Origin of the sequence: Ornithinibacillus massiliensis, from assembly GCF_018310345.1 — a bacterium.
GTDB classification, from domain to species: Bacteria; Bacillota; Bacilli; order Bacillales; family Amphibacillaceae; genus Ornithinibacillus; species Ornithinibacillus massiliensis.
Window position 1 is genome coordinate 757,867 of record NZ_JAGXBY010000001.1, and the last position, 17,025, is coordinate 774,891.

Below are 17,025 nucleotides of genomic sequence, written 5' to 3' on the forward strand. Positions count from 1 at the left end.
ATGGAATGGGAAGGGAAAAATTACTTTTTTATAAGCTCCAATATTGATAGCCTCTTGCTTGCCAATCTTTTCGATCTAACACACTTTTTATATCTACTAATACCTTTTTATCATCTCGGTATAACTTCTCTAGATTATCTAGATTGTAAATTTCTTGATATATTTTATGTGGAACTGCTAATACAACACAATCTAAATTATTGAGCTCATCTTCATTTACCAGTTTAATATTATATTCTTCGTAAACGTCATTAGCCTCTGCGATTGGGTCATGTACAAGCACATTTACACCATATTCTTTTAATTCTTCAATGATATCAATAACCTTAGTATTACGGACATCACCAACATTTTCCTTGAAGGTTAATCCTAATATAGCTACTCTTGCACCATCAATATCTTGTTTTGCTTTTATCATTTGTTTGATAACATTACTAGCAACATATTTCCCCATATCATCGTTGATTTTTCTCCCTGACAGGATTATTTGGGAATGATACCCGAGTTGCTCCGCCTTATAGGTGAAATAATATGGGTCAACTCCGATACAGTGTCCACCAACTAATCCAGGAGTGAATTTAAGGAAGTTCCACTTTGTTCCTGCCGCCTCTAATACAGCTTTAGTATTAATACCCATTTTATTGAAGACCATAGATAACTCATTCATAAAAGCAATGTTAATATCTCGTTGAGAGTTTTCTATTACTTTTGCTGCTTCTGCAACTTTAATTGATTCCGCTTCATGAACACCTGCTTCAATAATGGAGCTGTATACATTAGAAATTTCTTGAAGCGCCTCATCATCAGATCCGGAAACGATCTTAATAATTTTAGTCAATGTATTGACTTTGTCTCCGGGATTAATTCTTTCAGGGGAATACCCAACTTTAAAATCAGTTCCATATTTTAGTCCAGATACTTCCTCTAAAATCGGAATGCAAATCTCTTCAGTCGTACCAGGATATACCGTAGATTCATAAACAACAATAGAACCTTTTGTAAGATTCCTTCCAACCGTTTCACTGGCACCGATAACTGGATCCAAATTTGGTGTTTTATCAATGTTTATCGGAGTTGGAACTGCGACGATATGAAATTTACAATGCTTTAACTCCTCTTCTTCACTTGTGAATTTCATAGTGGTGTTTTGGAGTGCTTCATTTCCCACTTCATCTGTAACATCTATGCCACTTAAGTATTTATCAAGCTTTGCTCGATTAACATCAAATCCAACGACATCATATTTTTTGGCAAATTCAACTGCGAGTGGAAGTCCTACGTAACCTAATCCTATTACAGAGATTTTTTCTTCTTTTGTTATTATTTTTTCATATAAACTCATTATTTAGCCTACCTTTTTTAGTTTATATAGTAATTCAACTTTATCTTGACCTGTCTAGCAATTAATATTATACATTGTTTATTAGCTGAATGCATTTCTTTATACCTTAATAAAATTGGACGTGTAAAAAGCTTATGATAAACTTATACATATCCATTGTAACATTAGTAGAGGAGATATGATGATGAAGGTTAAAAAGGCGATTATTCCTGCAGCAGGTTTAGGCACGCGTTTTCTACCTGCTACAAAAGCACAACCAAAGGAAATGCTCCCCATTGTAGATAAACCAACGATACAATATATAGTCGAAGAGGCAGTAGCTTCTGGTATAGAAGATATTATCATTATCTCTGGTAGAGGAAAAAGAGCAATAGAAGATCATTTTGATATTTCCTATGAATTAGAAGAAAAACTTGCAAGTAAAGGGGATGAAGAGACCTTAAAAATGGTACGTGATATCTCCAACCTAGCAAACATTCATTATATCCGGCAAAAGGAACCGAAAGGATTAGGACATGCAATTGCTTGTGCTCATACTTTTGTAGGAGATGAGCCCTTTGCGGTATTACTCGGAGATGATATTGTTGAATCGAGTGAACCGGCATTAAAGCAATTAATAAACATCTATAACGAATATCAACTTTCTGTAGTAGGAGTACATGATATTCCAATGCAGGAAGTATCGAAGTATGGCGTTATTAAACCATTACAAGATGTAAGCTATAGTTCAAAGGTTACAGCAATTGAGTCCTTGATTGAGAAACCTAGTATAGAAGAAGCGCCATCTAATTTAGCCATTATGGGTCGGTACGTACTTTCCCCGGCAATATTTCCTATATTAGAGAGTCTTAATCCTGGTAAAAATAATGAAATCCAGTTAACAGATGCACTTGTAAAGTTAAATGAAGTAGAGCAAGTCTTAGCTTATAACTTCGATGGTAGGCGGTTTGATGTTGGAGATAAATTAGGCTTTGTTCAAGCAACCATTGAATTTGCGTTAAATCGACCTGAATTACGTGAGGATGTTAAGCAATTTATGAAAAAGAAGCTTCAATCATTAGAAGATAAGAAGTTGTGAGGAATTTGGCTTCCAAATTCCTTTTTTTAGCAGGAAGGCTTAAAAATCTTCCCCAACAGAATAAGAGAAACTACGATATTTTCTAAAAGGCAAGCGAATCCGAGTTTTTCTAAAGGTTATATTTGGCTAGTCCGGAACTATAATTTATAAATTTTTCATGCTATGGTATAATTCCATGAGTATTTGTTATTAAATAAGCCAAATGATGAAGAAAGGCTGTTAACATTGAAGAAGAAGAAGGTTCTTTTTTTCATTTATCAAATGGGAGCCGGTGGTGCAGCGAGAACGATGCTGAATATCGTTAACCATTTGGATCGAAATAGGTTTACTCCTGTTCTAGTTACATTAAATTATGAAGGTAGCTATGAAAAATATTTAAATGAAGATGTAAAGTTCATTAAATTACATACAAGACGACTTCGTTCGGCAATTATTCCATTGTCTAAGATTATACGAAAAGAAAAAGTCGACCTTGTATTCAGTACGATACCGAATTATAATATTGTAGCAATTTTAGCGAGACTATTATCTTTCACAAAAGCAAAGAATATCGTTAGGGAAGCTGCTTTTTTAGGTGGTTCTCGGTCTGCCAATTTGAAGTTAAGATTCGTTGGACTTCTTTATAAGTTTTCTAGTCGTGTAATCTCACTTTCAAATGGCGTAAAAGAGAATATTATAAAACGGTATAGGGTACCGTCAGAAAAAATAACGGTAATTTATAATCCTGTGGATTTAAAGGTTATTCAACAAAATATTGAGGGTGGACAGATAGAGGAAGAACATCGACATATCTTCAATGGAACAGGAAACGTTATCATTACTGCTGGTAGACTTGTCCCTGATAAGGACCATAAAACACTTCTGAAAGCCTTCTCTATGATACAACAGCAACTAGAGGCAAAACTAGTTATACTAGGAGAAGGAGAACTAGAAGCGCAGTTAAAAAAACAAGCTAAAGAATTAAATATTGAGGATAAGGTGTTCTTTTTAGGGTTTATGACGAATCCGTATATTTATTTTACTCATGCTGACCTATTTGTTCTATCATCATTAAGAGAAGGATTTGGACATGTATTAGCAGAAGCGTTGGCCGCGGGTGTACCGATTGTTTCGACAAAATGTAAACCGGGTGCAGTCGAGGTGCTAGAGGAAGGTAAATACGGTAAATTATGTGAAATCGGTAACCCGAAGGATATGTCAGAAAAAATATATCAAGTTTTAACCTTACAGGATCATGAAAAAGATTACTTGGTTCAAAGAGGCTTAAGTAGAGCTCGTCAGTTTGATGCCCAAGAAATTGTCAAACAGTATGAGGATGTTTTTGTTGATTGCCTGGAAGTAAAACAGAGGTTAGCAAGCAGGAGCTGATGAAATGAATACTCCAAAACGAGTAGTACACCTAACAACGGTGCATCATCCCTATGATCCTAGAATTTTTCATAAGGAATGTATGTCATTATCGCATGCGGGATTTGATGTAACGTTAATTGCACAAGAGGCAGAACAGCCCACTACTAACAAGGGAATAAAGCATATTCCACTAAAGAAATATTCCAATCGGTTAAAACGAATGATTTTTGGTACGTGGGATGCTTATAAAAAATCAAAACAACTAAGTGCAGACGTTTATCATTTTCACGATCCTGAGTTGTTATTAGTAGCATGGCTCTTAAAGAAAAAAAATAATATTGTGATTTATGACATTCATGAAGATTATGTTACCAGTATTATGCAAAAAGATTATATGAGTAAGCCTGTCAGAAAAATAATAGCAAAAACGTATAAGCTAATAGAGGCATTCTTTAGTAGGAAATTCGAACTTTGCTTAGCAGAAAAGTATTATAAAGACCTCTATCCAAGGGGAAAATGTATATTAAACTATCCGACCGTTAATGAGAAAATTGTGAAACATGATCGGAATGATGAAAAACCAGTAAATAAGGTGCTTTACACTGGTAATGTTACACATGTAAGAGGTGCCTTAATTCACGCTAAACTACCGTTAATAGATGAAACAATTTCGGTCCAATTTGTTGGGAAGTGTTCCCGTAGTATAGCTGATGAAATGTATCAGATAGCCAAGGATAAAAAGAATAATTTACTTATAGAGGGTTTAGATCAATTTGTGCAGAAAGAAACGATTGAAGCATACTACATGAATGAAAATTGGTTGGCGGGAGTAGCCTTATTTCCACCTACAGAGCACTATATGAAAAAGGAACTGACGAAGTTTTTTGAGTATATGAGTGCTGGAATTCCGATACTATGCTCGAACTTTCCAGTATGGAAGAAATTTGTCGAGACGTATCAGTGCGGCATTGCCGTTGATCCCTATGATGAAAAAGAAATCGAAAATGCACTCCATTATTTAAAGTCAAACCCGGATAAGGTAAGAGAGATGGGGGAGAATGGGAAGAAGGCGGTGCTTCGTAGTTTAAATTGGAAAGTGGAAGAGGAAAAGCTTGTTTCATGGTACAATGATTTATTAGCGAATAAATAGCTTAATGTTTGAGAAAAGAGGGGAGAAATTGTTAGCAAATGACCCTTTGATTTCTGTTATTACACCAGCGTATAATGCAGAAAGATTTATTGGAGAAACGATTGAATCTGTCCTATGCCAGACTTATTCTAACTGGGAAATGATCATTGTGGACGACTGTTCAACAGATAGGACAGTGGCATATATACAAGAATATGCAAAGAAGGATTCAAGGATAAAGTTAATACAACTAAAAACTAATAGTGGTTCAGCAATTGCGAGGAATACAGCAATGGAGAATGCTAGTGGTCGATATATTGCCTTTTTAGATAGTGACGATCTTTGGTATCCAGAGAAGCTTGAAAGACAACTTCGGTTTATGCAAGAAAAGGATATAGCCTTTTCCTTTACGAAGTATATTCGGATGGAAGAAGACGGAACATTAAAAGATGCTATCTCAAGGGCACCAGAATCAGTTGGATATGAGGATTTATTAAAGCATTGTGTTATTGGTTGTTTAACTGTCATGATAGATCGAGAAAAAACCGGGTATCATGAAATGATTAATATTCGTACGAGGCAAGATTATGCCTATTGGTTAACCCTGACAAAGATGGGGTTTAGGGCATATGGACTGCCAGAGGTACTTGCAAAATATAGAAACGTAGGAAATTCTATTTCTAGTAATAAAGTAAAAGCCGCTAAGCGCCAATGGTATGTTTATCGAAAGATAGAAAAACAGCCACTGATAAAGAGTATTTGGTATTTTATGCACTACGCCAGTATCGGAATTCGTAACTTAATTAAGTTTAAAATTTCATAAAACATGTGTATTGCAGGTAAAAAAGGAGTAAATTCCAATGAAATCCTATTTACAGGAATTAGCTAAAAGAAAAGATTTATTATTTTATCTAGTAAAATCAGGACTAAAAGCCGAGCATCGAAATAGCTATCTGGGCTATTTTTGGTGGTTATTGGATCCATTATTGAATGTACTAGTGTATTATTTTGTCGTTGTTATTATTTTGGAACGCGGTGGACCAGATTACCCTACATTCCTAGTTATTGGACTAGTTGTTTGGAGATGGATTAGCTCATCTATTAATGCATCAGCTCGTTCCGTATTACGTTACCGGTCCATCATTAACCAAGTATATTTGCCTAAATCTATTTTCCCTGTGGCCTTTTCTTTGACTCAATTATTTAACTTTGCCTTTGGTCTAGTAGTAATTGCGTTATTCTTAGTATTCTTTGGCTATATACCAGGGTGGGAAATTATATATTTACCAGTATTAATCTTAATCACCTTAGCCTTTTTATTAGCAATAGGGCTGTTCTTAGGGTATTTTACAGTGTTTATTCGTGATATTGATAACTTACTCACGTATGTTACACGTATCTTTTTCTATGCTTCGCCTATTATTTGGGTTGGAAGCCGTTTACCAGAAAACTATAGCTGGGCTGTAGACTATAATCCGATTGCGATCATTATCGAATCCTATCGAGATATATTAATGCGGAACACTAGTCCTGACTTTATTGGTTTAGGGATTATATTCTTTGTATCCATTATAGTCATTATTTTTATGCTTTATTACTTCAGTAAGAACGAACATAAGATTATTAAGGCGTTATAAGAAAATTATCAGATAAAGAGGGTTTTAAATTGGAAAACAAAAAAGATCCTTCCATGATACTAAGTGAAAAAAATAACCTTGTGGTAAAAGCCCGTAATATTGGAGTGTCTTTCGAAACAGGAAGGCAACGTGATGATATAAAGTCGATTTTATTCAGCGCAATAAAAGATAAGGGGAAATCAGAAAGTAAAAAGAAGGTATGGTCATTAAAGGACATTAGCTTTGATGGACATCAAGGAGAAATATTGGGAATTATCGGTTCCAATGGAGCGGGTAAAACAACATTAAGTAAAATTATTGCCGGGATTCTAAAAGAAGACAAAGGTGATATAAACGTTAATGGGAAAGTAACGGCCCTATTCTCCTTCGGTATGGGATTTAATCAAGAGTTAACAGGACGAGAGAATGTTTATTTAAACGGTATGATGCTAGGAATTGAAAAGGAAGTTATCAATCATTATATTGATGACATTCATGAATTCTCTGAAATCGGCGAGTTCCTAGATCAACCAATGAAGTATTACTCTAGCGGAATGCGGGCTAGACTTGGGTTTAGTGTAGCTGCCCATTTAGAACCCGAGGTTTTAATCCTGGATGAAGCCTTAAACACTGGTGATGCACGTTTTAGTAGGAAAGCTGCAGAAAAGATGAAGGAAATTGTAAACAAGGCGAAGCTAGTTATTATTGTGACGCATGGTTTACTATATGCGCAACGCAATTGTGACCGATTAATGTGGATTGATAATGGTAAAGTGCGAGAAATAGGCGATCCGAAAGAAATCGTCCAAAAGTATCGGGCAACTGTACCACCTAGACCACCTAGGAAGAATAAGAATTTACAATTGAAAAAAACGGAAACGAATATTGAAGATAATATCGTTATAAAGGCTGAAAAGGTAGGAATATCATATCAATTAAGCTCCAAAGAATTTTGGGCTCTAAAAGATGTTAATTTTGAAGTAAGAGAAGGCGAAGTCATTGGAATCATTGGTCATAATGGTGCAGGGAAAAGTACGTTATGTAAAGTGTTAACGAATATTCTAGTACCAGACACAGGTAATATTGAAATTAATGGCAAAACCTCGGCTTTACTTGGTTATGGTACAGGATTCAACCCACAGTTAACGGGTGTAGATAATATATATCTAAACGCGATGCTGTTAGGGATACCGAAAAAACGAGTGAATAGAGACTTTGATAAGATTGTAGAATTTTCAGGTATTGGTGATGCTATTAATAAGCCAGTAAAAAATTATTCAGCAGGTATGAAATCTCGTTTAGGCTTTAGTATTGCAGCGATACTACAACCGGATGTCTTTATTATTGATGAAGCATTATCCACTGGTGATATAGCATTTCAACAAAAAGCAAGCGAACGAATTCAAGATATGATGGAGCGTGCAAAAGCTGTAATTATTGTTTCCCATAGCATGGGATTTATCGAAAAGGTGTGTACTAGAGCCATTTGGATGGAAAAAGGTCAAATTCGTTACGATGGTACAGCTGAGGAAGCTGTTGCCAAATATCGTGAAGCAAACGGTGTGAAACGAAAAATTCAATTAAAGCAGAATAACGGAATAGACAATAATGGGTAGTGTACTTTTATAGGTGGTGGAGAAGTTGGGAATTAAAAAAGTCTTAACTGGACCAATTGATTGGTTTATGTATAATGTCTTAAGCGAGAATCAGCGTAAGCGTTTAGGGGATTTATTTACAGATGAGCAAAAGGAAAAATTGCGTGCGATAATTTTAGGAAAACAACAATTACAACGGCAAGAATTAAAACAAATTCGCTACCATCTATATAATTTAGGATTTCAAGATAGAGGTCTATCAGAATTGAAAAGCTTCTATGAACAAAATAAATATCCTTATATAAAAAGGCTGGCAGCTTGGGAGCTTGCATTATGGTATGCCAATGATTATTCAAAGGAAGGTGCTGAAAAAGCACTCCAATATATTGCCGTTGCAAAAGATGGCGAGAAAAATCAAGATCAATTAAGAAGATTTGGAATTGTGGAAGCGGAGTGTTATGACCTGCTACAAAAGAAAGAGATGGGAAAGGTTGTTTTACAAGATTTGATTCATATTCAACCACACCCCGATTTATTTCTAGGCATGGCTAATCTAGAAAATTCAATTGATAAAAAGTTAGATTGGATTAACAAGGTGATGGAACAGTATCATCTAACACCAATCTATTTTGAAAAGGGAAATGATAGTACCTACGATGATTTGAGAACGCAATCTAGTAATGAATCCATTGAAGATGTGCCTAAGATTTCGGTAATATTACCTGCCTTTAAAGCAGAGCAAGGGATTCGCATTGCTATTGAGTCCATTCTTTCACAGACGTGGAAGAATCTTGAACTCATTGTAGTGGATGATTGCAGTCCAGATGGTACGGCCGAAGTAGTGAAGGAGTATGTAGCAAAGGATCCTAGAGTGAAGCTTCTATCTACTCCAGAAAATAGTGGACCATATGTAGCTCGTAATATTGGCTTGCAGCATGTAACGGGTGACTTTATAACAGTTAATGACTCTGATGATTGGTCTCACGCCCAAAAATTAGAAATACAGGCTCGTCATCTTATGCAACATCAAGATATTATCGCGAATACATCTGCACATGCAAGACTTACAGAAGACATTAAATTCTATCGTAGAGGAACACCTGGTAAGTATATTTTTCCAAATATGTCTTCTTTAATGTTCCGAAGAAAACCAGTGCTAGAAAAATTAGGGAATTGGGACAGTGTACGTTTCGCAGCAGATGGTGAATTTAAACGTAGATTAATTAAGGCCTTCGGTAAAAATAAGTTTGTCGATTTAAATTCTGGTCCTTTATCCTTGCCGAGACAGTCTGTTAATTCACTTACTGGTAGTTCAGCGTTCGGTTATAATGGTTTCTTTATGGGAGCTCGTAAGGAATATGTGGAGAGCTTTTCAACATACCATCAGTCTGGAAGGTCATTGTTCTATCCATATCCAGCTGATAAAAGACTATATCCAGTTCCAGAACCAATGTGGCCAAAAAGAGAAGAAAAACAAGAAAATTACCGGTATTTTGAGATGATATTAGTTGCTGATTATAGGGATATTCCTAATGAAGCAGTAGATAAAATTAAAAGTCTATCCAAAACTAGTAGTAGGATAGGGCTTATTCAAATGAACAAGTATGACGTAAAGTTATCTAACAAAAAAATTCGTTCGGAAATAAGAGCTTTAATTGATAATAATCAAGTACACATGCTTGTGTTCGGGGAACAAATTAAAGCGCGTCATTTAGTTGTTTTAGGAACATCAATATTACATGATTTTCAGCGTTACATACCTAGTGTAACAGCAGATCAGATTAAAGTAATGGTAGACCATTTCATTGAAACAGATATAACTAAGTATAAGAAAAATCTGGACCGTTATTTTTCCGGACCTATGCATTGGTTGGTAAAAGATAATGATTTATTCGAAAAGTTTAAAGTAGCGTATCCAAACGAAGTTGATTTCCTTCTATTAGATAAGGATTGGAAGATATGAAATGAAATATGATGCTAAAAAACTAAAGGAACGAAATATTGAACTTCAGAACGAATTAGAAAAGTTAGAGAATCAATGGTTAGAGCAAAAAAGGCTGACTGAAGAATCACGACTATTCCGCCAAACTCTAGAGAGAGAGTTTAGAGAGATCACGAATAGTCGTATCTTTCATTTAAAGAAAATACCATCTAAATGGAAATATGCTATAAAAGAATCGGGAGCATATATTCTAGGTAGAAGAGACAAGCGTCAGCTATATAGTAAAACATATAAGCAGAAGAAAGCTTCAAATAAAATTAAAGAATACAGATACTGGCTATATACTTTAGGATTTGAAGAAAAAGTATTGAATGAATTAGAAGCAATCTTTAAGGATACGGATAATCGTTATATGAAGCAAGCTGTATCATGGGAGCTTGCTCTTTGGCATGCAAATAAAAATTCATCTATTGATGCTGTTAAAGCCTTACATTATTTACAAGCATTACATACCGTTAATGATGACGATTTTCAAAGAAGAGTGGCTATATTAAAGGCGGAATGTTATTTGTTATGTGAGGAACCAGAGCAGGCAGAACGTATCCTATCAACTTACATTAGCCACCACAACCATCCTGATTTATTGTTGGCAATGGCTAACCTAGAGAAAGACATGACATCGAAATTGGAATGGATTAATAAAGCACTGAACCATTATCAACTTCTTCCAATTGAAGTTAGGGAGAATAGTGAAGCTTATCCTTATGATCATTTAAATACATTATTAAATAAATCGTTATTACGTAATGGTCCTACTGTAACGGTCATCATCCCTGCCTATAATGCAGAAAATAGTATTTCTATTTCAATTGAGTCCATGCTAAAGCAGACATGGCAAAACATAGAAATAATAGTAGTGGACGACTGTAGTACGGATAGTACAGTAAAGATTGTAGAACATTATATAGAAAGAGATTCTCGTGTGAAACTATTTTCTACGGGGAAAAATAGTGGTCCCTATGTAGCAAGAAACATCGGCCTAAAGCATGCTACAGGTGAATATTTGACAGTGAATGACGCAGACGATTGGTCCCATGCTCAAAAAATAGCGATACAGGTGGAACACTTAATCAACAATCCATCTGTTATAGGCAATACTTCAGAACTAGCGCGTATGACAGAATCCCTTCGATTAACTAGAAGAGGAACAGAAGGAGAATACATTTTTTCTAATATGTCCTCTCTAATGTTTCGCAGAAAGCCAGTCTTAGAAAAATTAGGTGCTTGGGATAGTGTACGTTTTGCGGCAGACAGCGAGTTCAAACATAGACTTATGAAAGTCTTTGGATCTCAGAGCGTGGTTGACTTGCATACAGGCCCGTTATCTTTTGCTAGACAATCATTAAGCTCCTTAACGAGTAGTAGTTTCTTTGGATATAATGGTTTCTTAATGGGGATACGTAAGGAATATCGTGAGGCTTTTTTGGCTCATCATCAATCGAGAAGGTCATTATACTATGACTTCCCCATGAAGAATCGTCCATTTCCAGTACCCGAGCCTTTATGGGTCCAAAGAGAAGAGAAGCGTTTCGGCTTCAGAGAGTTTGATGTGATCATGGCGGCTGATTTTCGAAACGAAGGATTTGTTGAATCTACTCTTATGAAAATCCAAGAACATTTAAAACGCGGATTAAAAACGGGGCTAATTCAATGGAATGATTATCATTATAAAGATATAAAAATGATAAGCCCTAGAATTAGAGAAATCGTTGATGGCAAGGATGTTCAATTTATCGTGTATGGCGAACAAATAACATGTGACCTTCTCATCCTAATTGATCCTTCTATATTGGAAGAAAAACAAAGATATTTACCATACATAAAGGCAGAGGCAGTTAAGGTATTGATATATCAGCCGCCAAAACGAAACGGCATACCTCACTACCATTTACGAAAATGTGCCAAGCATCTTATTCAGCAAGTTGATCACTTAGGTAAATGGTATCCATGCAACCAGGAAATCAGGGAAAGCTTAGACCGATTAGCAAAAAATGATTTAAAATATATCAAATTATCTAAGGAGAATTTACAACCTTATTCTGTTCATTTAGATGATTGGATTGTACAAGAAAATCCATTTCATTTAGGTCATGTTAAAGGGGAGCAATCAAATGAGTAAAAAAGAGCATCCTATAAGCCCTATCGACAAAAGTAATCTAATGGATGATTTAACTGATTCCTTAGAAGTAGGAGAGGAAATACGTAAACGAGATTTTTTACTGGAAGCTTTATTAGACAAGGAAGTAGATATAAAAAAGTTAGCTAGTGAAAATATACAAAATAAAAAAAAGGCAAAACAAATCTCCTCAAGCAATACCTATAAACTCTTTAAGCCAATAACAAAAGCTAAATTTAGTAGGGGAACTTCTAAAGAGGTAATTATATCAGAATTAGAAGAGAAACTAGCTGAAATTCAAAAGGAACTTTATAGTACGAAGGAAAAATATCATGATCTAATAATACGTGATCGCTTGCTTAATATTGGGTCTCTCCATGATGTTCTGAAAGAAAAGAAAGAAAATGGAGAGTTAATTTCCTTCCTAAAACAAACAATTGAAAACAAAAAACAACTCGATTCTAACTATAACCATATGTTGAGGTATATAGCAAGACTATTCATGAAGGAAAAAGAAGAATATCGAGATTATATTTATCAACTAGTGTTGGATGGTTTAACGATGGAAGCTATTCCGGAGTTTATTCTAAGAGAAGGATTGAAGGATAGTCCAATAGAACTTAGGCAGGTATCATCATTTCGGGCTAGCATGAATATGAGAATCAGAAAAATGCAATTAACAGGTACGTTGCCTGAATGGCAATTAGATGATAAGCGAAATGCCTACAACTTCATGGATAAATTAAATGTTCCAATTCCTTGGGTGGCAGAGGATACGTACAGCATATCAACCATTCCAAAACGAGAAGGAATCGTTATCAAGCCTGCAAATGGTGCAGGTTCACGCGGAGTTTACTTAGTATATTCCACTACAGATATATTTGATATAAAGCGTTCTAGGAATGTAAAAAGCTGGGAAGGATTACTTGAATCATTAGCTAAAGACCTTTCTTCAGGTTGGGTTGAAGAAGACAAGTGGATTATAGAAGAGCTTATCCTGGAAAATAAGGACGATAAGCTTCCCTCACGTGATATAAAATTTTATTGCTTTTATGGTAGGGTTGGACTTATATTGGAGATATCTCGTTATCCAGAGTTGAAGTATTGCTGGTGGACAGAAAATGGTGAACGAGTAAAAACAGGAAAATATACGAATGATTTGTTTAAAGGGAAGGGATGCACACAAGCGGAAGTTCAGCTTGCAAAGGAAATTAGCCAATTAATCCCCGCTCCATTTATTAGGATTGACTTCCTCCGTTCAGATAAAGGACTAGTGTTTGGGGAATTTACGCCTAAACCAGGAAACTATGATGAATTTGATGAAGCCACAGATAAGTGGTTAGGTGATTATTTTAACGAAGCTGAAGGTCGATTAATAAATGATTTACTAAATGGTAAGGAATTTAGTTATTTTAATGAGATGATCAAAACGTTTTAAGCGTAACTATTTTAGGAGAGAAATTTAGGAGGATATTCAATGGAAGATGAGAAACAATGGCTACCACACCTTTCTAGTAAGTTTGCTTCAGAGGCACATGGGAATCTGTTAGATGCTTATGCAGTTTCCTTAGAAGGTTGGAGAAGAGGTCTGAAATTAAGATGGCATGTAAAGGATTCTGAGAAATTTAAAGAAATGAAGACGTGGTATGTCGATAAGCCTGGACAATTATTCTCTCTAAGCTCTGAAAAGAAAACACACTATTTCTTTAGAACAAGAGGGGATCTCATTCCAAACCAAGCAGTTGAAATCGGTATGGATAAAGAAAAAACAAAACATTATCTTAAAAAAGCTGGGGTCCCTACACCCGAGGGTAAGAGATTTTCATCCGAAGATGCTAACGAGACAATTATTAGTTTTGCTAATTCTTTAGGTTATCCAATCGTAATAAAGCCAACCGATGGTAGCTTTGGTCGAGGGGTAGTAGCTAATATCACTAGCTCAGGAGAATTAGAATATTCACTAGATTATGTGCGTAATGAATTAAACTATAAGGATATTATCGTCGAAAAATTTATAGATGGATCGGATTATCGAATATATGTAGTAGATGATAGGGTAGTCGGTGCTATCATACGTATCCCTCCTAATATTATTGGAGACGGTATAAATACAATTAAATCATTAATTGAATTAAAAAATGAGGAAAGAAGCTTAAACCCTCGATTAGCTAGTTGTTTAATTGAAATTAATCAAGAATTACTAGAGGTTATTGGTCGTAAGGGTTATACAGTAGACTCAATTCTTGATAAAGATGAGCAACTATTCTTAAGTACAAAAAGTAATATTTCACTTGGTGGTGATCCAATTGATGTATTAGATGAGCTACCGGAACATGTCAAACAAACTGCTATAAATGCTTTAAAAGCAGTTCCAGGTCTTGTACATGGAGCTGTCGATTTAATTTATGATAGTAATAACAATACAAATAATAATTCAAGTATTGTTATTGAACTTAATCCAACCGCTCAATTGGGTGGGATATTGTATCCTATTAAAGGAAAGTCCAGAGATGTTCCCGCAGCAATTATTGATTATTACTTCCCGGAAACCAAGGGGGATATAGAGAACAAAGGTAGGACGTATTTTGATTTCCATGATGTCTTGGATCCACTTATATCTAGACAAGGTTTTATTACAACTGTTACGCCATCACCAGTAGGGAAGATATATTCTAAAAAGTATATTGTGTCTGGGGATGTACAAGATATCGGCTATCATCGTGGGTTAAGAAAACAAGCTTTTGAAAGATACCTTCATGGATTCGTTAGTAACCTTGAAAATGGAGACATCGAGGTAGTAGTTGCTGGTACTGATGAGGAAATGGTCAATGATTTTAGAAATGCTCTATTTGAGGATCCAGAGAGATCCCATGTATTAGAGGTTCAGGAAGAGATTTATCAGGAACCAATAAAAGTAGGTTTTGAAATCAAAGCAGATTTAAAGACACAGTTAGAGGAACTAAAAATTATCCTCCAAGAGTTAGAGGTAACTGAACTATCGCTAAAGAAAGCTGAATTGCAAAATCGTAAATTTGAGCAAAGCCTCTCCTGGAGAGTATCTAAGCCAGTTCGGTTAGCTGGAGCTTTATTTAAGAGATTCAAATAATATATCTAGTGTTTATAGGAGGAATTCACCCATGAAAGAAGAGCAGGGTATCAGTTTGCCTCAATTACCGAATGAAATAGTTGTCAATGCTCAGAAAACGAGGCTAGATGCGTTTGCTATAGCTCTTGAAGGCTGGAGAAGAGGTCTTAAACTGAAATGGTATACAAGGGACTCGGAATATTTTAAGGATATGATTATTTTTGGAGTTAATCCACCAGGGAGATTATATTCTTTAAGTTCCGATCAACGAACCCATTTCTTTTTCCGTTCCAGAGGAGATAAAGTTACCAATGAAGCAGTAGAAATTGGTTCAGAAAAGGACGATACAAAGATTTGGTTAGAAAAAGCGGGAGTTCCAGTTCCGAAAGGGAAAGGTTTTAATGAGGACGCGCAGGATGAGGAGATTATTAGTTATAGCAAAACCATCCCATATCCTTTAGTTATTAAGCCTACAAATGCTAGTCTTGGAAATGGTGTAGTAACAAATATTAGAAGTGAAAAAGAATTTAGAAAAGCGTTGACTTATATTCGGGAGGAACTAGGCTATCCGGAAGTAATAGTTGAACAGCATGTAGAAGGTAAGGAGTATAGAGTTTATGTAGTAGATGACAAGGTTATTGCTGCTTATAACCGAGTACCCGCAAATATTAAAGGTGATGGAGTACACACCATTGAAGAACTAATCGAAATGAAAAATATCGAGAGAAGAAAAAATGCACGGTTGAAGAGTTGTTTGATAGAAATTGATAAAGAAATTCTAGAGTTCGTTCAAGAAGCCGGTTATAGGATGGAAGATGTTCCTGAAAAAGGAAAACTTATCTATTTAAGAGAAAAGACAAATGTTTCTTCTGGTGGTGATCCTATTGATGTAACGGATACAATGCCAGTTGATATAAAGAAAATTGCAATTGACGCACTAAAAGCTATACCTGGTTTATACCATGGTGGTGTTGATATAATTGTAAATGAAGACAGATCGATTAAGGATAAGGCAGTTGTTATAGAATTAAACCCAACAGCACAAATAGGTGGAGCACTGTTTCCTTTACGTGGAAAAGCGAGAGATATACCGGCGGCTATAATTGATTATTATTTCCCTGAAACAAAGGGTATTGATACATCTAATTCAAATATATACTTTGATATGTCTACCGTTCTAGAACCATTAGAGAATAGATCAGCAATAGAAGTCGAAGTAGCTCCAGCTCCGAACAATAATTTATTTGCTAAGCGCTATATTGTTACAGGTAATGTCCAAAGACAGAGCTACCACCAATGGTTAAAGAAGCAAGCTTTAGAAAGAAATTTACATGGATATGTAAAAAATATGGTTTTTGATGAAATTGAGGTAGTTGTTGCGGGAACAGACAAATCTATCGTTAATGAGTTTAAGAAGGTAATGGGTGAATATAAGCATGTGCATATAGTAAAGGTGAAAGAAGAAATCTGGAATGAACCAATAATGGTTGGATTTGATATTGCAGAGAGATTTAATACTTCTAATTTAAAATCAGTACAGTATGCTCTGCGAAAGTTGGACAAAGAGCTGAAGCACATGACTAAGAAGAAAAACAGAATGGAGAAGGACAACAACCATATTTTAAATAGTACGTCATGGAAAGTTATGGCTCCTATCCGAACTGTAGGGAAAGTGATTAAAAAAGTAGTAAAAAACAATTAGCTTTAGGTTA

The 17,025-nt window shown here is 35.4% G+C and carries 12 protein-coding genes; 11 read left to right on the forward strand and 1 reads right to left on the reverse strand.

Going from position 1 to position 17,025, the window contains the following annotated elements; translation table 11 throughout:
- Positions 1-28: 28 nt before the first annotated feature.
- Positions 29-1,342 carry a nucleotide sugar dehydrogenase gene (locus KGF86_RS03635; protein ID WP_211741145.1) on the reverse strand — a complete coding sequence of 438 codons (1,314 nt, stop codon included), beginning with the start codon at positions 1,340-1,342 and terminating at the stop codon, positions 29-31.
- A gap of 184 nt (positions 1,343-1,526) precedes the next feature.
- Here KGF86_RS03635 and galU point away from each other — a divergent pair, with 184 nt between their 5' ends.
- From galU to KGF86_RS03690, 11 genes are all read left to right on the forward strand, one after another.
- Positions 1,527-2,420, forward strand: a complete 894-nt coding sequence (gene galU / locus KGF86_RS03640; protein ID WP_281413748.1) for a UTP--glucose-1-phosphate uridylyltransferase GalU — start codon at positions 1,527-1,529, stop codon at positions 2,418-2,420.
- A gap of 183 nt (positions 2,421-2,603) precedes the next feature.
- Positions 2,604-3,788, forward strand: a complete 1,185-nt coding sequence (locus KGF86_RS03645; RefSeq protein ID WP_343221415.1) for a glycosyltransferase — start codon at positions 2,604-2,606, stop codon at positions 3,786-3,788.
- Positions 3,789-3,792: 4 nt separating this feature from the next.
- Entirely contained in the window at positions 3,793-4,920 is a 1,128-nt protein-coding gene (locus KGF86_RS03650) for a glycosyltransferase (RefSeq protein ID WP_211741147.1), read from the forward strand.
- Positions 4,921-4,924: 4 nt separating this feature from the next.
- Complete coding sequence (locus KGF86_RS03655) at positions 4,925-5,722, forward strand: glycosyltransferase family 2 protein (protein WP_186868380.1); 798 nt, start codon at positions 4,925-4,927, stop codon at positions 5,720-5,722.
- A gap of 37 nt (positions 5,723-5,759) precedes the next feature.
- Positions 5,760-6,536: an ABC transporter permease gene (locus KGF86_RS03660; RefSeq protein WP_186868381.1), complete on the forward strand. Its 777-nt coding sequence runs from the start codon at positions 5,760-5,762 to the stop codon at positions 6,534-6,536.
- A 53-nt stretch (positions 6,537-6,589) separates the two neighbouring features.
- Complete coding sequence (locus tag KGF86_RS03665) at positions 6,590-8,131, forward strand: ABC transporter ATP-binding protein (RefSeq protein ID WP_211741212.1); 1,542 nt, start codon at positions 6,590-6,592, stop codon at positions 8,129-8,131.
- 25 nt (positions 8,132-8,156) lie between these two features.
- Positions 8,157-10,073, forward strand: coding sequence for a glycosyltransferase (locus KGF86_RS03670; protein WP_211741148.1), 1,917 nt, complete (start codon positions 8,157-8,159; stop codon positions 10,071-10,073).
- A 1-nt stretch (position 10,074) separates the two neighbouring features.
- Positions 10,075-12,231, forward strand: coding sequence for a glycosyltransferase family 2 protein (locus tag KGF86_RS03675; RefSeq protein ID WP_211741149.1), 2,157 nt, complete (start codon positions 10,075-10,077; stop codon positions 12,229-12,231).
- The gene (locus tag KGF86_RS03680; RefSeq protein ID WP_211741150.1) at positions 12,224-13,666 is read left to right on the forward strand and encodes an ATP-grasp fold amidoligase family protein; all 1,443 of its coding nucleotides are present in this window, start codon (positions 12,224-12,226) and stop codon (positions 13,664-13,666) included. Before KGF86_RS03675 ends, KGF86_RS03680 begins: the two co-directional genes overlap by 8 nt.
- 39 nt (positions 13,667-13,705) lie before the next feature.
- The gene (locus tag KGF86_RS03685) at positions 13,706-15,334 is read left to right on the forward strand and encodes an acylphosphatase (RefSeq protein WP_211741151.1); all 1,629 of its coding nucleotides are present in this window, start codon (positions 13,706-13,708) and stop codon (positions 15,332-15,334) included.
- 31 nt (positions 15,335-15,365) lie between these two features.
- On the forward strand, positions 15,366-17,015 hold the full coding sequence (locus KGF86_RS03690) for an acylphosphatase (RefSeq protein WP_186868385.1): 1,650 nt from the start codon (positions 15,366-15,368) through the stop codon (positions 17,013-17,015).
- The last annotated feature ends 10 nt before the right edge of the window (positions 17,016-17,025 follow it).